Source organism: Pseudarthrobacter sp. 05T312, from assembly GCF_056396685.1.
The window spans coordinates 1-21455 of sequence record NZ_JBFTLY010000002.1 but is presented as its reverse complement, the minus strand read 5'-3'; the positions used below and the strand labels follow the sequence as shown (position 1 = coordinate 21455).

The 21455-nt window shown below is 66.6% G+C and carries 17 protein-coding genes and 1 pseudogene; 11 read left to right on the top strand and 7 right to left on the bottom strand.

Annotated features, from left to right (window positions below):
• The first annotated feature begins 51 nt into the window (after window positions 1–51).
• On the top strand, window positions 52–1233 hold the full coding sequence (locus tag AC1DIP_RS04205; protein ID WP_477732957.1) for a zinc-dependent alcohol dehydrogenase: 1182 nt from the start codon (window positions 52–54) through the stop codon (window positions 1231–1233).
• Between the two features lie 78 nt (window positions 1234–1311).
• On the opposite strand, the gene AC1DIP_RS04200 is transcribed toward AC1DIP_RS04205, so the two are convergent.
• Genes AC1DIP_RS04200 through AC1DIP_RS04185 form a run of 4 tightly spaced genes read right to left on the bottom strand, consistent with a single transcriptional unit; the run spans window position 1312 to window position 6496 of the window.
• Complete coding sequence (locus AC1DIP_RS04200; RefSeq protein WP_476207246.1) at window positions 1312–2124, bottom strand: bifunctional allantoicase/(S)-ureidoglycine aminohydrolase; 813 nt, start codon at window positions 2122–2124, stop codon at window positions 1312–1314.
• A gap of 17 nt (window positions 2125–2141) precedes the next feature.
• Window positions 2142–3416 carry a DUF6986 family protein gene (locus AC1DIP_RS04195; protein ID WP_477732956.1) on the bottom strand — a complete coding sequence of 425 codons (1275 nt, stop codon included), beginning with the start codon at window positions 3414–3416 and terminating at the stop codon, window positions 2142–2144.
• A 1-nt stretch (window position 3417) separates the two neighbouring features.
• Window positions 3418–5016: a malate synthase A gene (gene aceB / locus AC1DIP_RS04190; protein WP_477732955.1), complete on the bottom strand. Its 1599-nt coding sequence runs from the start codon at window positions 5014–5016 to the stop codon at window positions 3418–3420.
• 34 nt (window positions 5017–5050) lie between these two features.
• Window positions 5051–6496 (bottom strand): malic enzyme-like NAD(P)-binding protein, encoded by a 1446-nt coding sequence (locus AC1DIP_RS04185; protein WP_476207240.1) that lies wholly within the window; start codon window positions 6494–6496, stop codon window positions 5051–5053.
• A gap of 221 nt (window positions 6497–6717) precedes the next feature.
• On the opposite strand from AC1DIP_RS04185, the gene AC1DIP_RS04180 reads away from it, so the two are divergent.
• A complete protein-coding gene (locus AC1DIP_RS04180) occupies window positions 6718–7473 on the top strand; it encodes an IclR family transcriptional regulator (protein ID WP_141159335.1) in 756 nt (251 codons plus the stop codon).
• 83 nt (window positions 7474–7556) lie between these two features.
• Here the strand turns inward: AC1DIP_RS04180 and AC1DIP_RS04175 are convergent, their stop codons facing one another.
• The gene (locus tag AC1DIP_RS04175; protein WP_477732954.1) at window positions 7557–9089 is read right to left on the bottom strand and encodes a nucleobase:cation symporter-2 family protein; all 1533 of its coding nucleotides are present in this window, start codon (window positions 9087–9089) and stop codon (window positions 7557–7559) included.
• 178 nt (window positions 9090–9267) lie between these two features.
• On the bottom strand, window positions 9268–10176 hold the full coding sequence (gene pucL, locus AC1DIP_RS04170) for a factor-independent urate hydroxylase (RefSeq protein ID WP_476207235.1): 909 nt from the start codon (window positions 10174–10176) through the stop codon (window positions 9268–9270).
• Window positions 10177–10525: 349 nt separating this feature from the next.
• On the opposite strand from pucL, the gene AC1DIP_RS04165 reads away from it, so the two are divergent.
• Window positions 10526–10732, top strand: coding sequence for a hypothetical protein (locus AC1DIP_RS04165; RefSeq protein WP_476207233.1), 207 nt, complete (start codon window positions 10526–10528; stop codon window positions 10730–10732).
• A gap of 11 nt (window positions 10733–10743) precedes the next feature.
• On the opposite strand, the gene ligD is transcribed toward AC1DIP_RS04165, so the two are convergent.
• Window positions 10744–11988 carry a non-homologous end-joining DNA ligase gene (gene ligD / locus AC1DIP_RS04160; RefSeq protein ID WP_476207231.1) on the bottom strand — a complete coding sequence of 415 codons (1245 nt, stop codon included), beginning with the start codon at window positions 11986–11988 and terminating at the stop codon, window positions 10744–10746.
• Window positions 11989–12298: 310 nt separating this feature from the next.
• Between ligD and AC1DIP_RS04155 the strand changes: the two genes are divergently transcribed.
• The 8 genes and pseudogenes from AC1DIP_RS04155 to AC1DIP_RS04120 all read left to right on the top strand — a co-directional run.
• On the top strand, window positions 12299–12793 hold the full coding sequence (locus AC1DIP_RS04155) for a nucleoside deaminase (RefSeq protein ID WP_477732953.1): 495 nt from the start codon (window positions 12299–12301) through the stop codon (window positions 12791–12793).
• A 9-nt stretch (window positions 12794–12802) separates the two neighbouring features.
• Entirely contained in the window at window positions 12803–14341 is a 1539-nt protein-coding gene (locus tag AC1DIP_RS04150) for an NCS2 family permease (RefSeq protein WP_477732952.1), read from the top strand.
• Window positions 14342–14438: 97 nt separating this feature from the next.
• Window positions 14439–15662, top strand: coding sequence for an XdhC family protein (locus AC1DIP_RS04145; RefSeq protein WP_477732951.1), 1224 nt, complete (start codon window positions 14439–14441; stop codon window positions 15660–15662).
• Window positions 15653–16588: an FAD binding domain-containing protein gene (locus tag AC1DIP_RS04140; protein WP_477732950.1), complete on the top strand. Its 936-nt coding sequence runs from the start codon at window positions 15653–15655 to the stop codon at window positions 16586–16588. Before AC1DIP_RS04145 ends, AC1DIP_RS04140 begins: the two co-directional genes overlap by 10 nt.
• Window positions 16589–16590: 2 nt before the next feature.
• Window positions 16591–19425 carry a molybdopterin-dependent oxidoreductase gene (locus AC1DIP_RS04135; RefSeq protein WP_477732949.1) on the top strand — a complete coding sequence of 945 codons (2835 nt, stop codon included), beginning with the start codon at window positions 16591–16593 and terminating at the stop codon, window positions 19423–19425.
• 87 nt (window positions 19426–19512) lie between these two features.
• Window positions 19513–20493 carry an aldo/keto reductase gene (locus tag AC1DIP_RS04130; RefSeq protein WP_477732948.1) on the top strand — a complete coding sequence of 327 codons (981 nt, stop codon included), beginning with the start codon at window positions 19513–19515 and terminating at the stop codon, window positions 20491–20493.
• 23 nt (window positions 20494–20516) lie between these two features.
• Entirely contained in the window at window positions 20517–21164 is a 648-nt protein-coding gene (locus AC1DIP_RS04125; RefSeq protein ID WP_477732947.1) for a uracil-DNA glycosylase, read from the top strand.
• Window positions 21165–21219: 55 nt separating this feature from the next.
• Window positions 21220–21455 (top strand): annotated as a pseudogene (locus tag AC1DIP_RS04120) (HNH endonuclease signature motif containing protein); the annotation flags it as partial.

The following is a 21455-nucleotide window of genomic DNA, read 5'->3' as shown; positions in this document are numbered from 1 at the left end:
CTGCCCCGCCCGGGGAGACCCCCGCGGGCACAGCAGAGCGAAAGGGAGACTGTGAAAGCACTGACGTGGCAAGGAAAACGATCGGTAAGCGTGGAAGAAGTGCCCGATCCCGTCATCCAGGAACCTACGGACGCGATCGTTCGGATCACCTCCACGGCAATCTGTGGCTCCGACCTCCACCTCTATGAGGTCCTCGGCCCCTACATGCACAAGGGCGACGTCATCGGACACGAACCGATGGGCATCGTGGAGGAAGTGGGCAGCGGCGTCACCAACCTCCGCAAGGGAGACCGCGTGGTGGTCCCCTTCAATATCTCCTGCGGTTCCTGCTACATGTGCAAGCAGGGCCTGCAGTCCCAGTGCGAAACCACCCAGGTCAAGGAAAAGGGCTCCGGCGCCGCCCTCTTTGGCTACTCGGAGCTCTACGGTTCCGTTCCCGGCGGCCAGGCCGAGTACCTGCGCGTGCCCCACGCCGATTACGGTCCCGTGAAGGTGGGCAGCGAGCTTCCGGACGAGCGCTACCTGTTCCTTTCCGACATCCTCCCCACCGCCTGGCAGGCCGTGGAGTACGCGGACGTCCCGCCCGGCGGCACGCTCGCTGTGTTCGGCCTGGGGCCAGTGGGCCAGTTTGCCGGACGCATCGGCGTGCACCGCGGCTTCCGGGTGATCGGGATCGACCCCGTCGCTGAACGGCGCGCCATGGCGGAACGGCACGGCGTGGAAACGCTCGATTACAGCAAAACCATCGCGGACGAACTCCGGGAGTCGACGGGCGGGCGCGGCCCCGACGCGGTGGTTGACGCCGTCGGCATGGAAGCCCATGGTTCCCCGGTGGCAGGGTTCGCCCACCAGGCGCTGGGCCTCCTGCCGGACAAGCTGGCCCAGAAGGCGATGGAGACCAGCGGCGTGGACCGGCTCGCGGCCCTGCACGCGTCCATCGACGCGGTGCGGCGCGGCGGTACGTTGTCCCTGAGCGGGGTGTACGGCGGGACGGCCAGCCCGATGCCGCTGCTCACCATGTTCGACAAGCAGCTCCAGGTGCGCATGGGGCAGTGCAACGTGCGGCGCTGGACCGATGACATCCTTCCCCTCGTGGAGGACGACGCCGATCCGCTGGGTGTCATGGACCTGGTCACCCACCGGTCCAACCTGGAGGGTGCGGCCGCCCTGTACGAGAAGTTCCAGAAGAAGGAAGACGGCTGCATCAAGGTGGTCCTGAACCCCGCCGCCTGACCAACAGCATCGACAGCAGAGGCCGTTATGGACATTCCATAACGGCCTCTGCTGTCTGCCCGGATAGGTCAGGGGCGCTTAGGTGAGCTTCACCTGGCGGTTCATGTCCTTGTAGAGCAGGTAGCGGAACTCCCCGGGGCCGCCGGCGTAGCAGGCCTGCGGGCAGAAGGCCCGCAGCCACATGAAGTCACCGGCCTCCACCTCCACCCAGTCGTTGTTCAGCAGGTACATGGCCTTGCCTTCCAGGACATAGAGGCCGTGCTCCATCACGTGGGTTTCCGGGAACGGGATGACGCCACCGGGCTGGAACGTGACGATGTTGACCTGCATGTCGTGGGCGAGGTCGTTCGAGTCCGTGAACCGGGTGGTCTTCCAGACGTCATTGGTGTCCGGCATGGACGTGGGCTCCACGTCCTTCTCATTGGTCACGAAGGACTTGGCCTCGTACCCTTCAAGGCGCTCGTAGGCCTTGCGGATCCAATGGAAGGACACGACGTCGTCAGAGACGTTTTCCAGGCCCCATTCCGACCCCGCGGCCAGATACGCGTAGCCGCCCTCCTCCAGCGGGTGCAGTTCGCCGTCCAGGGTGAGGTTGACCTTGCCGCGCGTAACGAAAATGACGCCCTCCACGCCGGCCTCGAATTCGGCCTTCGGCGCTCCTCCGCCCGGTGCGATCTCGACGATCAGCTGCGAGAAGGTGGTGGCGAAGCCGGAGATGGGGCGGGCGATGATCCAGGACCGGGTGTTCGAAAAGCCCGGCAGGTTGGATGTGACGATGTCCGTCATCACGCCCTTCGGGATCACCGTGTAGGCCTCGGTGACGATGGCCCGTTCGGTGGTGAGGTGGGTCTGCGGCGGGAGTCCGCCGGTGGGGGAGTAGTACTTGCCCATTGAAAGGAATCCTTTGGCTAGGAATTGGAGGTGGTGGCGAGCCGCGGGTGGGCCAGGGCGGTGAGCTGGGGAAGCCCGACGCCGGCAAGCGCCTGGACTTCCTCGGCGCCGACTGCCCCGCACTGGACGCCGCGCAGGACGAACGCGGCCAGGGCCCGGGCGGTGGCGGGTTCGTCCATGACGCCGCCCTCGGTCCGCTCCACGTAGTTGCGCAGGCGGCTGGCGGCAGCCGGCAGGCCTTCGCGGTAGAAGGCATAAGTGGCGGCGAACCGGCTGGGCAGTTGGGCCGGGTGCAGGTCCCAGCCCTGGTAGTAGCCGCGTTCCAGCGACCTTCGGACCAGGCGCCCGTGCAGCTGCCAGGCGTTCTCCACGTTGTCGCCCACCGGGATGATGTTGGTGGAGCCGTCGGAAAGCCGGATGCCGGTGCCTGCCACGGCCAGCTGCATGACCTCCTTGGCGAAGTCCGCCACCGGGTGCTCCATGGACTGGTACTCCGCGGAGATCTGCAGCGAAGCCGAGTAGTCGTACGTGCCGTAGTGCAGCCCGCTGATCCGCCCGGGCACGGCATGCGGCAGCTGCGCTACCGGAGACGTTCCTTCAGGACCGAGGATCAGCTGCGGCGTTTCCACCTGGACCTCGAACCGGAGTCGGCCAGCGGCCAGTCCGTGGATCTCCTCGAGCCGGGAGACCGCATAGTCCATGGCCTGTACCTGCGCCACAGTGGTGACCTTGGGCAGGGTCAGGACCAGGCCATCCGGCAATTCGCCGGCAGCGGCCAAGCCGGAGACGAAGAGGTCCAGGGTCCGCAGGCCGCGGGCCCGGGTGGGAGCCTCGAAGCATTTGAAGCGGATGCCGATGAACGGGGGAGCTGACCCGGCAGCGACTGCCGTGGCCACCGCGGACGCCGCGGCAACCGCGGCGGCATCCTCGGCGTCGTCGCCCCGGTCCCCGAAGCCGTCCTCGAAATCCAGGCGCAGGTCCTCAATGGGCTCGGTTTGGAGCTTGGCCTGGACGCGGCCTGCCACGGCTTCGGCGAGCCCGGCGTCCTGGCCAAGCAGCCGGCCCAGCTCCCCGAAGCCGCCGTGGGCTTCCGCCGTCGCGATTGCCTGGGCGCCCCAGTCGGCCGCGAGCGAGGGCGTGAACCGGTCCGCTGGCACGTACACCGTGTGCACGGGCTGGCGGGAGCCGTCGTCGCCCGGGTAGTTCTGTTCCAGCAGCCGGTCGGTGCCGGCAAGCTGCCCGTCAATGTGCGCGAGGTCCCCCGCGGAGAGCGAGGACTTGGGTGCTGCCATCTCAGCCCACCAGTTCGTAGGCAGGCGTGGTGAGGAAATCGGTGTAATCGTCCGAGAGGCAGATGTCAGCGATGAGTTCGCCGGCCGGCTGGTAGTAGCGGCGGAATGCCTCGTCACCGAATTCGGTGCGGAGCCGGTCCGTTTCCTCGCCGAGGATCCGTTCTACCAGTTCCCGGGTCACGGTGTTGCCCGTATCCGCGAGGATGGACTTGTTGCGGATCTGCTGCCACACCTGGGAACGGGAGATCTCCGCAGTGGCGGCATCCTCCATCAGGTTGTGGATGGCCACGGCGCCGTTTCCGGACAGCCACACCGCCGTGTAGGCGACGGCCACGTACAGGTTCAGGCGCAGCCCGGCCTCGGTGACCTGCCCGCCGGCGGACTGGACGTCCAGCAGCTGCTCTGCGGTGACCGAAACCTCCGGGCGCTGCTTGTCCACCTGGTTGGGCTTGTCGCCGAGCACGGAGTCGAAGACTTCGCGGCAGGTGGGCACCAGGTCCGGGTGGGCAACCCAGGAGCCGTCGAAGCCATCGTTGGCCTCGCGGGTCTTGTCCGCGCGGACCTTCTCGAACGCGGCCTCGGTGACTTCGGGGTGGCGCCGGTTCGGGATCACCGCGGCCATGCCGCCCATGGCGAAGGCGCCGCGCCGGTGGCAGGTCTTGACCAGGAGCTCGGTGTAGGCGCGCATGAAGGGGGCGGTCATTGCCACGGAGGCGCGGTCCGGCAGGACGAACTCCTCGCCGGCATCGCGGAAGTACTTGATGATGCTGAACAGGTAGTCCCAGCGGCCGGCGTTGAGGCCTGAGGCGTGGTCCCGCAGTTCGTACAGGATTTCGTCCATCTCGAAGGCGGCCGGGATGGTTTCGATCAGCACCGTGGCGCGGATGGTGCCCTGGTTCAGGCCGAGGAAGTCCTGCGCGAACACGAACACGTCGTTCCAGAGCCGTGCTTCGAGGTGGCTCTCCATCTTGGGCAGGTAGTAGTACGGGCCCTGCCCGTTGAGGACCAGCTGCTTGGCGATGTGGAAGAAGTGCAGGCCGAAGTCCACCAGGGCACCAACCGCCGGTTCACCGTTCACCAGCAGGTGCTTCTCCTGCATGTGCCAGCCGCGGGGGCGCGCCACCACGACGGCGAGCGGTGCGTCGGTGCGGAGCCGGTACTCCTTGCCTTCCTCCGAGGTGTAGCTGAGCCTGCCCTGGGCGGCGTCGCGGAGGTTCAGGATGGCGTCGATGACATTGGCCCAGGTGGGTGTGCTGGCGTCCTCCAGGTCCGCCAGCCACACCTTGGCGCCGGAGTTCAGGGCGTTGATGGCCATCTTGGCCGGCGAGGCGGGGCCGGTCATCTCCACCCGGCGGTCCTGCAGGGCGTCCGGTGCCGGCGCAACCTTCCAGTCGCCGTCGCGCACGTCCTTGGTCTCGGGCAGGAAATCGAGCTTGCCCGTTTCCGCCACCCGCTGGCGCTTGACGGCACGGGCTGCCAGGAGCTCGTTGCGGGTGCCGGCGAACCGGTTGTGGAGCTCCTCCACGAAGGCCAGCGCCTTGGGGGTGAGGATCTCCTCTGCGCGGTCGATCGGCCGGGGATCTGTGACGGTGATGGCCATTTCTGGTCCTTTCCTTAGGCTGGGAGTCGGGCGGTCAGGCGGAAGCCAGTGCTGGCTCCGCGGCGGAATCGGCCGGTTCGGCAGCCGTTGCCACGTTTGAAGCGTGTGCCGCGGCGGCAACGGCTGCCGCGACGTCGGCGGTCACGTGCGGGTCGAAAATGCTCGGGATGATGTAGCTCGCATTGAGCTCATTATCATTCACCCGGTTGGCGATTGCTTCCGCGGCGGCCACCAGCATTTCCGGGGTGATGTCGCTTGCCCCCACGTCGAGGAGCCCGCGGAAGAGGCCGGGGAAAGCCAGGACGTTGTTGATCTGGTTGGGGAAGTCGCTGCGGCCGGTGGCCACGACGGCGGCGTGCCGGGACGCGACGGCGGGGTCCACCTCGGGGGTGGGGTTGGCCATGGCGAACACGATGGCGTCCTTTGCCATGGAGGCGATGTGCTCCTCGTCCAGGATGTTGGGGGCGGAGACGCCGATGAAGACATCCGCGCCCACCAGGGCCTGGTGCAGGGTGCCGGCGAAGCCCTCCTCATTCGTGTTTTCCGCGATCCAGGTGCGGTGCGGATCGTTGTACTGCTCGCCCTTGTGGATGGCGCCGGAGCGGCCCGCGGCCACAATATGCCGGGCGCCCTGGGCCTTGAGCAGCTGGATGATGGCAGAGCCGGCGGCACCGACCCCGGACACCATGATCTTCACGTCCGCGATCTTCTTGTCCACCACGCGCAGGGCGTTGACGAGGGCTGCGAGCGTCACGATCGCCGTGCCGTGCTGGTCGTCGTGGAAGACCGGGATGTCCAGTTCCTCGCGCAGGCGGGCCTCGATCTCGAAGCAGCGGGGCGCGGCGATGTCTTCCAGGTTCACGCCGCCGAAGACCGGTGCCAGGAGCTTGACGGTGCGGATGATTTCCTCGGTGTCCTGGGTGTCCAGGCAGACGGGCCAGGCGTCGACGTTGGCGAACTGCTTGAACAGGGCGGCCTTGCCTTCCATGACCGGGAGGGCGGCGGCGGGGCCGATGTTGCCCAGTCCCAGCACCGCCGATCCGTCGGTGACCACGGCCACGGTGTTGCGCTTGACGGTGAGGTTGCGCGCGGCGGCGGGGTCCTCGGCAATGGCCAGGCACACCCGGGCGACGCCGGGGGTGTAGGCGCGGGAGAGATCGTCCCGGTTGCGCAGGGGGACCTTGGGGACGACTTCGAGCTTGCCGCCGAGGTGCATCAGGAAAGTGCGGTCCGAGACGTGCTGGACGGTCACGCCGTCGAGCGCGTTGAGGGCGTCCTTGACGCGTGCTGCGTGGGCGTCGTCGGTGGTGTTGCAGGTGACGTCGACAACCAGCGTTTCGTGGTGGGACTCGGTGACGTCGAGTGCGGTGATGGCGGCGCCGGCAGCTCCGACGGCCGCGGCGAGCTCGCTGGTGGCGCTGAAGCTCGAGGGTGCTTCCACGCGCAGGGTGATCGAATTTCCGGGGCTGGGGTTCGCCATTGAATGTCCTCCTGTTTAGGCCTTGTCCGGCTTCTGCTCTAATCCGAATGTTTTCGTATTATGGATATTATTATCTACTTTATGGAAATACAAGCCCTCCGAATGCGACTGGGGGACCGCGTCGCGGCTGGTACTGCCGTGCTGTATCTTGGGTGTTCTAAGCAACTCTTTTCACGATGCGGATAAGAGTTGTCGGATTCCGAGCCACAGGAGACAACGGAATGGCAGAAAAAGCGTCCGGTGGGGTGCAGTCGGTGGAGCGCGTCTTCGAACTGCTGGAGCTCATCACTGATGCCGGCGGCGACGTCACCCTCAGCGAGCTCTCGTCTTCCACCGACCTGCCGTTGCCCACCATCCACCGCCTGCTCCGCACCCTGGTGTCGCTGGGCTACATCCGCCAGCTGCCCAACCGGCGCTACGCCCTGGGCCCCCGGCTCATCCGTTTGGGCGAGGGTGCCAACAAGCAGCTCGGTGCCCTGGCGCAGCCCCAGCTGAAGATCCTGGTGGACCGGCTGGGAGAGACGTCCAACATGGCCGTGCTGGACTCGGACATGGTGATCTACGTCGCGCAGGTGCCCTCGCTGCACTCCATGCGCATGTTCACTGAGGTGGGCCGGCGCGCCCACACCCACGCCACCGGCGTCGGCAAGGCCATCCTGGCCCAGCTCGACGACGACACCGTGCGGGGCATCGTTGCCCGCGCCGGCATGCCCACCCCCACTGCGAAGAGCATCGGCGACGTGGAAGAACTCCTGGCCGACCTCAAGCTCATCCGTGAGCGGGGCTACTCCATTGACGAGGAAGAGCAGGAACTCGGCGTCCGCTGCTTTGCCATGGCGGTCCCCAACGCGCCGACGCCTACGGCCATTTCCGTTTCCGGCCCGGTGTCCCGGGTGGACGGGAACTTCGCGGACAAAGCCGTGCCCATCCTTCGGGAAGCGGCCGAGGCCATCTCCCGCGAGCTCAACCGCACCTAAGGCTCCCTCTTCACTGACAACCACGACGGCGGCCCGCACCTTTCGCGAAAGGKGSGGGCCGCCGTCGTCCCACCCGGGGAAGGTCAGTGCTCTGACGCCTTTTCGGATGACTGGATGGGGACTTCCTTGCCGTCGCAGTCGATGAGCTTGCCGTCCTCGAACCGGTCGCCGTGCTCAAGGCATTGCAGGTCCTCCTGCCGGACGACGCGGCCGGTGCCGGCGACGAAAACGGACTGGTTCTCTGAATTGCCCGCCTTGAGATGGTTGAACAGCAGGTTCAGCACAATGGCCATGACAGCTGCGGAGCTGATGCCGGAGTGGAAAATGGTGCTGAACCAGGAGGGGAACTTGTCGTAGAAGGTAGGGGCCACGATCGGGATCATGCCGAAGCCCAGCGAGGCGGCCACGATGATCAGGTTCATATTGTTGCGGTATTCCACCTTGGCGAGGGTTCGGATGCCACTGGCAGCAACGGTTCCGAAGAGAACGATGCCTGCGCCGCCCAGAACGGCGGTGGGCACGGCGGCGACGACGCGGCCCAGCACCGGGAGCAGGCCCAGCAGGACCAGAATCACGCCGCCGGCAGCCACAACATAGCGGCTCTTGATCTTGGTGACTGCCACCAGGCCAACATTCTGGGCGAATGCGGTTTGCGGGAAGGAACCGAAGACGGGTGCCACGAGCGTGGAGACCATGTCCGCCCGAAGCCCTGCGGCGATGCGCTTGGAGTCGACCTTCGTGCCCACAATTTCACCCACGGCAAGGATGTCGGCCATGGTTTCGGTCATGATGACCAGGATGACGATCACCATGGAGATGATCGCGGCGATTTCAAAAGTGGGTGCACCCAGGTGGAAGGGGGTGGGGAATGCTGCGATCGGACCGTCGCCGATCTTGGAGAAATCGGCCATGCCTGTTGCGGCAGCCACGATGGTTCCGCCAACCATGGCGAGCAGGATGGAGAGCCGGGAAAGGGTGGCGTTGCCTACCTTGCTCAGGACCAGGACCAGGACCAGGGTGACCGCAGCAAGGCCGATGTTGGCGGTACTGCCGTAGGTGGGCGCCTTGCTGTTGCCGCCCATGGCCCAGTTGGCAGCAACGGGCAGCAGTGTCAGCCCGATGGTGGTAATGACAGTCCCCGTGACCACTGGCGGGAAGAACCGGATGATCTTGGAGAAGACCGGGGCGATGAGCAGGCCGATGGCGGCGGAGACGATGATGGCGCCAAACACGGCGGGCAGCCCGCCTCCGCTGGTGACGATCGAGAGCATGGTGGCCACGCTGGCGAAGGAAACACCCTGGACCAGCGGCAGCTGTGAGCCGAAGAACGGGAGGCCAAGGGTTTGGATGAGGGTAGCCAAACCGCCCATGAAGAGGGCTGCGGTTACGAGGATGCCGATGTCGGCCGGGGCGAGTCCTGCTGCTTGCCCGATGATTAGCGGGACCGCGATCATGCCGCCGTACATGGTCAGCACGTGCTGGAACCCGTAGGCAAAGCTGCTGCCTATTGACAGCCTTTCGTCTTCGGGGCGTCCCGATGTGGGGCGCTTGGTCCGTTTCTTGGAGTCGCCGGCGGTCTTGTTCGTACCGGGGGACGGGGCGTTCTTGATGTTCATGGCAGACTTTCCTGGTTCATGGCAGACGTCTTCGTCTGGCTAACTTTGTCTGGCTAACGTCGAAGTTTTAGGGCTACTGCGGTTTTACGGAACTGCGTTTTTTGGTGCAGGAAATGCGGGTTGCGGGTGGCCGGGCCGCCGAAACCTCGGTCGCGGCGGGGCCGGCCACCGCGTTGGCTCAGCAGAAGCCGGCGATACCGGTCCACGCGTTCTCGGCGGGGACGGCCTCTTCGCGCAGGACCGTGGCCTCGATCAGGCCGTAGGGACGGTCCGCCGCGAAGAAGACCTCGTTGGGGTTGTCCAGGCCGAACGGCGAAAGGTCCACAAGGAAGTGGTGCTTGTTGGGCATGGAGAACTTGATTTCGTCGATCTCGGGGTGGGCCTCGAGGACCTTGGTTCCCATGTCGAACAGCGTCTGCTGCAGGGCGTGTGAGTAGTTTTCGGTGAAGCCTTCGAGCAGCAGGCTCTTCACGTCGTCGTAGTTCTTGTTGAAATCAAACGATGTGAAGTCGGTGCCGGCCTTGAACCGCCAGCGGGCGGAGACGTCGGTGGCAAGGATGCGGTCTGTGGTTTCCGCCAGGGTGGTGTACTTGTCCTTGGGGTACCCGACGAAGCCGGACTGGGTGGACTTCAGGACGGTCAGGTCCTTCAGCCCGGAGATAAGGTGCTCGGCAGCGCCGTCGCGGACCAGCACTGCCGTGCGGACTTCCTGGCCGTTGCGGACGAACGAGTGGTCGTGTTCGCTGCCATGGGCCTGGATGCGGTTCCAGCTGTAGGACTCAGCTTCCCAGCGGCCGCCATCAACCCAGCTGAAGCTCGAGGTGAAGTGCTCGCCGAGGCGAAGCAGGAAGGCTTCCGGGGAACCGATGCCCTCGCGGGCGAAGGCGTAGACGGTGTTCTTCTGGGTGTCGGTGGGCACAACGTGGCTGTTGTCGCCCTCCAGGTGGGCGGCCTCGAAGTCGCCGCGCAGCTGCGAGGTGACATTGAGGTCTTCAATCTGGTGGCGGTCCGTGTCTCGGGTGATCTTGACGACCCGGACCTCGGCCTTGCCGAACTGGTTGCTGCCGAGAATGATCTTGCTGCTCATGGTCTTTTCCCAACTTCCGGTAAGTGGAACCTAGGTTCCATCACTGAAATTAAGCGCGCGTTTCATGCGCGTTTCCGATGGAGCCGACCCAACAAAAAAAGAGCCGGCATCCGTTGATGCCAGCTCATTACGACCCTGCCTGCTGCTCCCAGGTTACGTGACCTGCGCCACGAGTTGCATAACAGCGTACCCCGACTCTGCGGTGGTGTACATCACAGAATCAAAATTCCGTTTGTGACCGGCGGGATGCCCGCGGTCCGTCCTGCACCTATTGACGGGATTGGCCGGCAGCCCTAGCATTTTCATATAGCAAAAACAAATTTCCATATTACGAAAAGAGGAGGTTCCGATGTTCCAGCAGGAAAACCAGCCCATGCCGGCAGCGCCGTCCGCAGGAGCGGGTGCGCAGGAGTTCTACCTCCCGCTCGGCGGCGGAGTCGACCCCGACCTCTATCTGCCAGAGGACCGCCTGCGTCTCACGGGCCGCCTGTCCAGGTGGGTGCAGTCATTGCGTACCCCGGCAGCGGGCGGGTCCAAAAGCCGGCCCCAAGGCTGAGGGTCCGCCGCTCAGGAACCGGTGCGGCCCGGCCATTGCTTTCCGGCCCAAGGGTCGTAGTCCGCGATGAGCTCCTCCTGCTGTGGCCGGTCGGCCTCGGGAACATGCTGCAGGTTCACCCGCACCCGGTACCAGAGCGAGCTTGATCCACGCATCCCGTCTACCAGGATGTCGGCCGGCTGCAGGGAATGGACGACGGCGGCATGCCGGGACTTCCATTCGTCGAGCGCGGCCAGCGCTTCGGGCTTGGTCCTGGTCCGGGCCACCTCGATGAGCGGCATCCGGGACTGCCGGCGGCCGGATCCGTTGCCGCTGCGCGGAGCCTTTTCCGCTGGCCCCAGTTCCTTTGCCAGCGCAAGCAGCCCGTCCAGCGACCCCACCGCCCCGTCTATGCCGGCGTGCGGGTCGCCGATCCCCGCATACCGCTCCGTGACCGTGGCAACAGTGAACTGTCCGGGGCGGGCGGTGCGCATCTCCTCCCAGGTCAGTGGAGTGGACACGCGGGCGTCCGGCAGGGGCCTGACCGAGTAGGCGGATGCGACCGTGCGGTCCTTGGCGTTCTGGTTGAAGTCCACGAACACGCTCTCGCCGCGTTCCTCCTTCCACCAGCGTGCCGTTGCCAGGCCGGGTGCTCGGTTCTCCACTTCCCTCGCAAGGGTCTCAGCCGCCAGCCGTACATCCGGGTACGACCACTCCGGGGCGATGCGGACCAGGATGTGCAGGCCGCGGGACCCGCTGGTCTTGGGCCATCCCACCAGTCCCGCATCGGCAAGGACCTCCTGCGCCACGTAGGCGACGTCGACGATTTGCGCCCAGTCCACGCCGGGCATGGGATCAAGGTCCACCCTCAGCTCGTCCGGGTGTTCAAGGTCTTCTGCCCGGACTGGGTGGGGGTTCAAATCAAGGCAGCCCAGATTGACCACCCAGGCAAGTCCTGCAGCATCCCTGATCACCGCCTCCTCGGCCGAAGTCCCTGACGCGTAATGCAGGGTGGTGGTATCGATGAAGGGAGGGTGGTTTTCCGGCACGCGCTTCTGGAAGAACGGTTCTGCGTCGATGCCCTTGGGGAACCTCTTGAGCACCATGGGGCGGCCGCCGGCGCCGCGCAGTGCCCCCTCCGAGACCGCCAGGTAGTACCGCACCAGGTCAAGCTTGGTCAGGCCCGCCTCCGGGAATACCATCTTGTCCGGGCTCGAGATCCGGACTTCATTGCCTTCGATTTCCAGGACCTCGGCCGGCGTCTTTGACGGAGTCATTCCGTCACGCTAGCAGTTGGGCTTTTGCGCGTCAGCCCTGTGGGACCCGGCGACCACGCTGGAAAGGGTGCCGGGTGAAGCCTTGGAAACATCGATTTCACATTGCGAAATAAATTTTCCAGAAAAGTATGGCGTGGCCCACAAACCGGTGCTAATCTCGATTCTGCCAAAGGCGGGCACCCAAACCCGGGAAGCTATCTACCAGGCGCAACTTAACCTTCACAGCACATGCTGAAGCCTGGTAACCGTTCGCACCTGGTTTTACTGGTCCTGCACGGCAACAGGCTTCCCGGCAAAAGGAAGTCGCATCATGAGTACCACCGTCACGGCCGAACAGTTTTTGGCCCGCTCCATCCGGCTGGCAACGGCCAACGTCCTCAACAGCGGCGGCCCCTTCGGCGCCATGATCGTCATGGCGGACGGGCAGGCGTTCGACGGCGTCAACCGCGTCACCGCGGACAACGACCCCACCGCCCACGCCGAAGTTACCGCCATCCGCACCGCCTGCCGCGAGCTGGGCACCTTCGACCTCAGCGGCGCTACCCTCTACACCAGCTGCGAGCCGTGCCCCATGTGCCTGGCCTCGGCACTGTGGGCACGGGTGGAACGCGTGGTCTTCGCCGCGAACCGGCACGACGCCGCCTCCGTCGGCTTCGACGACGCAGTCTTCTACGAATACTTCGACAACAAGGACAGGGATTCCCTGATGCCGGTCGCCAAGCTGGAGCTGGTCGATCCCCAGGCCCCGGCCCCGCTGGAACCGTTCAATACCTGGAACACGCTCGAATCCAGGATTGATTACTAGGCGGCAGGAATGACCATCCTGGACCATTCCCACGAGGAGCATTCGGCTCCAACCGCCATCTCCCGGCAGGAGCCGCGCCCATTGGCGCAGGCGTCAAAGACGCCCCGCCCGCCTGCAGCGGACTCCTTCCTTGACCGCTTCTTCCACATCACCCGACGCGGCTCCACCCTGGCCCGCGAATTCCGGGGCGGCCTGGTCACCTTCTTCACCATGGCGTACATCGTCATCCTGAACCCCCTCATCCTGGGCGGGTTCAGCGCGGACAACGCACCCACCGATGTGGCCGGCGGCTGGCTCTCCGCGTCCCAGGTGGGTGCCGTCACCGGCCTCACCGCCGGCGTCATGACCATCCTCTTCGGCCTCATCGCCAACCTGCCGTTCGGCCTCGCTGCCGGCCTCGGGATCAACTCCTTCCTGGCCGTCTCGGTGATCCATGAGGTCACCTGGGCCGAAGCCATGGGCCTGGTGGTCATCAATGGCATCCTGATCGTGCTCTTCGGCGTTACCGGCGCCCGGACGGCCATTTTCCGGGCCGTGCCCAAGGAACTGAAGGCCGCCATCACCGTCGGCATCGGCCTCTTCATCGCCTTCATCGGTTTCGTTGACTCCGGTTTCGTCAGGCCTACGGCAGGCGGCCCGCCCGTTCAACTGGGCGACGGCGGCTCCATCACTTCCGTGCCCACGCTCGTGTTCGTCGTCGGCCTCCTGGCCATGGGCATCCTCGTGGCACGCAAGGTCCAGGGCGGACTCCTGATCGGGATCGTCGGCACCACCGTGCTGGCCGCCGTCGTGGAAGCAATCATGAAGCTCGGCCCCGCCAGTGCCGCCAACCCCGGTGGCTGGCACTTGAACACCCCGGTCCTGTCCGGCCAGCTGGTGTCGGCGCCGGACCTTGGGCTGGTGGGCCACTTCGACCTCTTCGGGTCCTTCGCCAGGATCGGGGGACTCGCAGCCACCATGCTGGTGTTCACGCTGGTGTTCACCAACTTCTTCGACGCCATGGGCACCATGACCGGCCTGGCCAAAAGCGCCGGCGTCGCCCACAAGGACGGCACCTTCCCACGGCTGAAGTCCGCGTTCATCGTGGAAGGCTTCGGTGCCGTGGCGGGCGGCGCTACCTCGGGATCCTCCAACACCGTCTACATCGACTCGGCCGCAGGCATCGGTGAAGGTGCGCGCACGGGCCTGGCGTCGGTGGTCACCGGCGTGCTGTTCCTCGGCTCGATGTTCCTCACCCCGCTCACCAGCGTGGTGCCGCTCGAGGTGGCTGCCGCCGCGCTGGTGGTGGTGGGCGCCATGATGATGGCCCAGATCCGCGAGATCAAGTTCACCAAGTTCACCGTGGCCCTGCCGGCCTTCCTTACCATCGTCACCATGCCGCTGAGCTACTCGATCGCCAACGGCATCGGGGTGGGCTTCGTCAGCTGGGCGGTGATCGGGGCGGCGTCGGGCAAGGCGAAGAAGATCCATCCCTTGATGTGGGTGGTGAGCGCCGGGTTCCTGGTGTACTTCGCCCGCGGGCCCATCAACGCCCTGTTGGGCGGCTAAGCATTGACCATTCTTTCCGGGGGCCGGGGCAACCCTTGGCCCGGCCCCCGGAAGGACCGACAATTGACACCACCGCTGCGGAAGAAGGAGCGACGCCATGCTTGACCTGATCCCTTCGCTCGGCCCGTGGGCGCCCCGGCTCGCAGCCCGGGAGTTCGCCGTGGCCACGATCGTGGCGGCTTCCGGATCGGTGCCGCGGCCCGTGGGAACGTCCATGCTGGTCGCCGGTTCCGGTGACGTGCTGGGCAGCCTGTCCGGCGGCTGCGTGGAAGGCGCCGTGGTGGCGCTCGCCCGGGAGGCAATGGACGACGGCGTCCCGCGCCACGGGTCCTTTGGCTTCAGTTCCGCGGACGCCTTCGCGGCCGGACTCACCTGCGGGGGAGAACTGGGCATCCAGATCCAGCCCGTACCCGCCGCCGTGCCTGGCAAAACCACGCACCCGCTTCGGGCCGCCCTGTTGCAGCTCGCCGGCCTGGGCCCGGCCCACCCCGTGGCGCTGGTACGGCTGCTCGGTACTCCAGGAGGTGCCGCCGTCGTCCTCGCCGATCCGGGTGCCTTCCGCCTGGCGGGATCTTCGGAGCTGGCAGCGCTGCTGCATGGGGAACCGGCCCTGCAGGTGGAATCCCTGGTGCGCAGCGGCGGTGCCGGGCTGGTCCGGCTCCCGCAGCCGGGCGAATGCGCTCCGGTCAAGTCCGGCGACGCGCAACCTGCCGCGGAGCCGGCCATCCTGGTGGAGTCCAGGCTGGCGCCGCCGCGGATGCTGGTATTCGGCGCCAACGACTTCGGTGCCGCCCTGGTCCCCGCGGCCAAGCTGCTGGGCTACCACGTGACCCTCGTTGATGCCCGGCCGGCCTTCGCGTCCCAGCCACGGTTCGCGGCCGCCGACCAGGTGGTCACCGACTGGCCGCACCGCTACCTGGCAGCAGAAGCGGCGGCGGCCCGGACGGACAGCCGCACCGTGGCCGCCGTCCTCACCCATGACCCCAAGGTCGACCTCCCCCTGCTGGAAACGGCGTTGGCCCTGGACCTCGCCTACGTTGGCGCCATGGGGTCCCGGCGGAGCCACCACCTACGGGTTGAGCAGCTCCTTGACGCGGGAGTTCCACCGGAGCGGATCGCCCAGCTCCACTCACCCATCGGCCTTGACCTCGGTGCGGTCACTCCCGCCGAAGTGGCGGTATCCGTCACCGCGGAACTGATCGCCGCGCGCACCCGCGCAGCCAGCTGCCAGCCGCTGCGGGAAACCTCCGGCACCATCCATCACCACCTGGCTGCCCCGGCGCCCACAGACCTTAATACGCAGGAGATCGCATGGACATGAACACCATCGAGGCGGTGGTCCGCACCACCGACCCCGCACAATGGCGCGACGGCGACGCGTGGCTTGCCGGCGGCACGGTCCTCTTTTCCTACGGCAGCTACGCGTTTGGCCCGCGGCCGCTCAAGCGGCTGCTGGACCTCGGTGACGCCGGCTGGACGCCCATCACCGTCACCGGAGACGGGATTGAGCTGGCAGCAACCTGCACCATCGCGCAGCTGTACGCCCTGCCTGGTTCCCCGGAGGTGACCGGCCGCAGGTGGCAAGGGCTGGACCTGGTCCGTGCGTGCTGCGACTCCTTCGTGGCGTCCTTCAAGGTGTGGAACATGTCCACCGTGGGCGGCAACCTCTGCACTTCGCTGCCCGCCGGTCCCATCATTTCGCTGTGCGCCGGGCTGGACGGGACAGCCGCCATCCTCACGCCCGGCGGCGGTACGCGCACCGTCCCCGTGGCGGAGTTCGTCACGGGGGACGCGAAAAACTGCCTGGCACCCGGCGAGCTGCTCCGAAGCGTCCACCTGCCGGCGTCGGCCCTTTCCGCCCGCATAGCCTTCCGGCGCCTGTCCCTGAGCAACCTGGGCCGGTCCGGGGTGCTGCTCATCGGACGGCTCGACGGCGACGCCTCCCTAACCCTGACGGTCACCGCCGCCACCAAGCGGCCGGTCCAGCTGCGCTTCGAGGAAGTGCCGGACGCAGACCGGCTGGACGCCGCCCTGGACGACGCCATCCCCGCCGCGCTCTACCACGACGACATCCATGGGCTGCCTGCCTGGCGCCGCGACATGACGTACCGGCTGGCCGAGGAAATCCGCGCAGAACTCGCCGCTCCCGCCGCCGCGCAGGGTATCCCCGTCTCCGGCGACTTCTGGCCGCCCCGGGCCGGCGATGGGCCGGCCGCCGGGACCACCGCACTGCCGAAAGGGGCCTGAGCATGGCCATCGAGATCAACGGAACACCTGCCGGCGCGGACCCACGTCCGGGGCAATGCCTGCGGACGTTCCTGCGCGAGCAGGGCAACACGGGTGTGAAGAAGGGCTGCGACGGCGGGGACTGCGGTGCCTGCACCGTGCACGTGGACGGGACCCCGGTTCACAGCTGCATCTATCCCGCCGTCCGCGCCGAGGGGCACTCGGTCACCACCATCGAGGGGCTGGCAGCCGCCGCCGGCGGTCCCGAGGGGCAGCTGCATCCGGTCCAGCAGCAGTTCATGGAACGCCAGGGCTTCCAGTGCGGCTTCTGCACCGCAGGCATGGTGATGACTGCAGCGACGTTCGATGAGAACCAAAAGGAGAACCTGCCCCGGAACCTCAAAGGCAACCTTTGCCGCTGCACCGGCTACCGTGCCATCGCCGATGCGGTCTGCGGGAACGCCGGCCACCCCGACCCGGCCGGCCCGGGGTCCGGGATCGCGGGGGAGGGGCAGCCCGATCCGGCGCCCGGCCGGTTGGGCGACGACGTTCCGGCACCTGCCAGCCGGGCAGTGGTCACCGGCGCTGCCCGCTACACCCTGGACCTCCCAAGGGACCAGCAGCGGGCGCTGCTGCACCTGAAGATCCTTCGTTCGCCGCACGCGCACGCCCGGGTGGTCTCCATTGATAAGGAAGCAGCCCTGAAGATTCCGGGGGTGGTGGCGGTCTTCACCCACGAGGATGCGCCGGAGCAGCTGTTCTCCACCGCCCAGCACGAGCTCTTCACCGACGACCCGGACGATACGCGGGTGCTCGATGACGTGGTGCGGTTCATCGGGCAGCGGGTGGCCGCCGTCGTCGCCGAGTCGGTGGGCGCCGCGGAAGCCGGGGTGCGGGCGCTCCAGGTGGAATACCAGGAACTGCCCGCCGTCTTCTCGCCGCAGGAGGCCCTGCGTCCCGGCGCGCCGTTGGTCCACGGGGACAAGGATGCCGCCCGCTCCCGCATCTCGCGGCCGGACGGCAACGTGGTGGCGGAATTGCACTCGGAGCTGGGGAGCGTGGCTGACGGCTTCGTCGCCGCCGACTTTACCCACGAACAGACCTACCAAACCCAGCGGGTGCAGCACGTGGCGCTGGAAACCCACGCGGCCATCGCTTCGGTGGACACCGAAGGGCGGCTCCAGGTCCGCACATCCAGCCAGGTCCCGTTCTTGGTCCGCCGCACCCTGTGCCGGGTATTCGGTTTGCCGGACGACAAAGTGCATGTGGTGGCCGGCCGCGTCGGCGGCGGATTTGGCGGCAAGCAGGAGGTCCTTACCGAGGACCTCGTGGCGCTCGCGGCCCTGAAGCTGCAGCGGCCGGTCCAGCTGGAACTGACCCGCACCGAGCAGTTCAGCGCCACCACCACCCGGCATCCGTTCACCATCAAGCTGAAAGCCGGGGCCAGCAGGGAAGGGCGTCTGACCGCGCTTGAGTTGGACGTCGTGACCAACACCGGCGCCTACGGCAACCACGGACCGGGTGTCATGTTCCATGGCTGCGGCGAATCGCTGGCCGTGTACAACTGTGCCAACAAGAAAGTGGACGCGCATTCGGTGTACACCAACACCGTGCCGTCCGGCGCATTCCGCGGGTACGGGCTGAGCCAGATGATCTTCGCCATCGAGTCCGCCATGGACGAGCTCGCCGCCGGGATCGGCATGGATCCACTGGAATTCCGGCGCCGGAACATGGTCCGCGAGGGCGACCACATGCTGTCCACCCGGCCGGATCCCGAAGAGGACGTCCACTACGGCAGCTACGGACTGGACCAATGCCTTGACCTGGTCCGGGACGCCCTGGACCGCGGCAAGGCACGCTACCGGGAGGCCGGCCTGGCCGATCTTGGCCCCGACTGGATGGTGGGTGAAGGCGCCGCCCTGTCCATGATCGACACCGTCCCGCCGCGCGGCCACTTTGCCCACTCCCACGTCCGGCTCCTGCCGGACGGGACCTACCAGGCCGACGTCGGGACCGCCGAGTTCGGCAACGGCACCACCACCGTGCACGCCCAGCTCGCGGCCACGGCGCTGTCCACGGAGGCATCCAGGGTGGCGGTCCGGCAGTCCGACACCGACCTGGTGGAGCACGACACCGGTGCGTTCGGCTCCGCCGGCACCGTGGTGGCCGGCAAGGCGACCCTGGCAGCGGCGGAAGAGCTGGCTGTCCGGATCCGCGCCTTTGCCGCCGGGATCCGGCAAACCCAGGCGTCCGCGTGCGTCCTCGACGGCGACGCCTTGGTGGTCGACGGAACCCCCGTGGCACTGGCTGAACTGGCGCAGGCCGCCGCGGAAGCCGGCGTCGAACTCGCCGCCGAAGGCCGCTGGGGCGGTACGCCGCGCTCGGTAGCCTTCAATGTGCACGGCTTCCGGGTGGCGGTGAACCGCTGCACCGGCGAGCTGAAGATCCTGCAAAGCGTGCAGGCCGCCGACGCCGGGGTGGTGGTCAACCCCCGCCAGTGCCGTGGACAGATTGAAGGCGGAATCGCCCAGGCCCTGGGTGCCACGCTGTATGAGGAAGTGGTGGTGGACGACGCCGGGAAGGTCACCACGGACATCCTGCGGCAGTACCACATTCCTACCTTCGCGGACGTGCCGCGCAGCGAGGTGTACTTCGCGGACACCAATGACAAGGTAGGGCCACTGGGGGCGAAATCCATGAGCGAAAGCCCCTTTAACCCGGTAGCTCCGGCGCTTGCCAACGCCATCCGGAACGCGACAGGAGTGCGGTTCGCGTCACTGCCCATCGCGCGTGACCGGATCTACCTGGGACTGAAGGAAGCGGGGCTGGTGCGTAGGTTGGACCACGTTCCGACCTAGGCCGGCGGCAGGTCACACTTCAGCTTGTCAGGATGCATCCCGGGGTCGGATCTGACCCCGCGATGCATCGTTGCATATAGTCGGGGGATGGAACAGCGGATTTTAGGCAAGACCGGACGCAGCGTCTCCGTCGTCGGGCTCGGTACCTGGCAGCTCGGCGCGGACTGGGGCAATGTGGACCCCGCCCAGGCGCAGGCCATCCTGGCGGCCTCGGTGGAAGCGGGAGTCACCTTCTTTGACACCGCCGACGTCTACGGCGACGGCAAGAGTGAGCAGGCCATCGGGAAGTTTCTGAAGGAGAACCCGGGCCTCGGTGTCACCGTGGCCACCAAGATGGGCCGCCGGATGGAACAGCGCCCCGAGAACTACACCTTGGCCAACTTCCGCCAGTGGGTTGACCGGTCCCGGAAGAACCTGGGCACGGACACCCTGGACCTGGTCCAGCTGCACTGCCCGCCCACGCCTGTGTACAGCAACAATGAGGTGTACGACGCCCTGGACACCCTTGTAGCCGAAGGCGCCATCCGTAACTACGGCGTGTCCGTGGAGCGGAGCGACGAGGCCCTGGAAGCCATACGGCACGAGGGAACCGCGTCAGTCCAGATCATCCTGAACGCCTTTCGGCTCAAGCCGCTGGACGAAGTCCTGCCGGCCGCCAAAGCTGCAGGAGTGGGAATCATTGCCCGCGTTCCGCTTGCCTCGGGCTTGCTGTCCGGCAAGTACTCCAAGGAGACCACGTTCGCCGAAAACGACCACCGGAACTACAACCGCAAGGGTGAGGCCTTCGACGTCGGGGAGACCTTCTCCGGCGTGGACTACGAGCTGGGCCTCAAGGCGGTCAAGGAGTTCGAGCAGCTGGTGCCCGAGGGCGCCACTACCGCTCAGGCGGCCATCGCCTGGATCGCGGCGCAGGACGGTGTCAGCACCGTGATTCCCGGCGCCCGCAACGTCGAACAGGCACAGTCAAACGCTGCCGCGGCAGCCGTCAGCGTTGGCCAGGAGTTCGACGAAGGCGTCCGCTGGATCTACGACCACTACTTCCGCGAGGCCATCCACCCGCGCTGGTAGCCGGTCGCCCCGGGAGCGTGCCGGTGACGGGTTCCGTCAGCGTCTTTGTGGAACGGCTTGCGGCCGTGGAACTGGGGCCTGCCTGCACCAACTTCTTCAACCACGCAGTTCCGGAGAATGCGCTCCGGCGGCACAACCTGGAGCTCTACCTGCAGGAGATGCTGGAACGCCGGCCCAAGGTACTGCTGGTGGGTGAGGCGCCGGGTTTCAGGGGCATGCGTATCACCGGAGTGCCCTTCACCAATAGAGTCATCCTCGGAGGCACCGCCAACAGCTTCGGGCTTTTCGGTCCCGGCAAGGGTTACGTGCTGCCGCCCGAAGCCGCGGGGGTTGCCGCGGAGCCCACCGCAACCGTGCTCTGGCAAGTCCTGGAAGAAGTGGATTTCCTTCCGCTGCTGTGGAGTGCCTTTCCCTGGCACACGCATCAGCCAGGCAAGCCCTTGTCCAACCGCACGCCCAGGCCCGCCGAGACCAAGCTCGGCACGCCTTTTTGGCAGGAGCTTTCGGAACTGTTCGGCATCAGTACCATCGTGGCGGTGGGTAATGTGGCCCAGCACAGTCTGCAACGCAGCGGCCTTGACGTACCGAAGATCCGGCATCCCGCCCACGGTGGCAGGTCCGGCTTCAAACAGGGGCTGGAGCAGTTGCTGGAGCGTGGGATGCCGGCCTGAGCTGAATTCTCCGTAATGGATCCTGATTGTCGTACCCCCTTGCCATGATTGGTTTATGGGGAAGGCAGCGGTGGCAAGGGCTTTTGAGGAGATCAAGACTGCCCTTGCCGTGCTGAATGCAGAGGTTGATGCCGTGGTGGATGGGGCCGGTGCGGTGCCTTTTTCTGCAGCTGATCCGTTGGCTGGGTTGGCGGATGGTTGCCTGGAGATTCTGGCCGGGTCCCGTGAGGTGGAGGCCGGGATCGCTGCGGTGAAGGCGAAAGCTGCCGTTGGGTATGTGGAGAGCGCCGC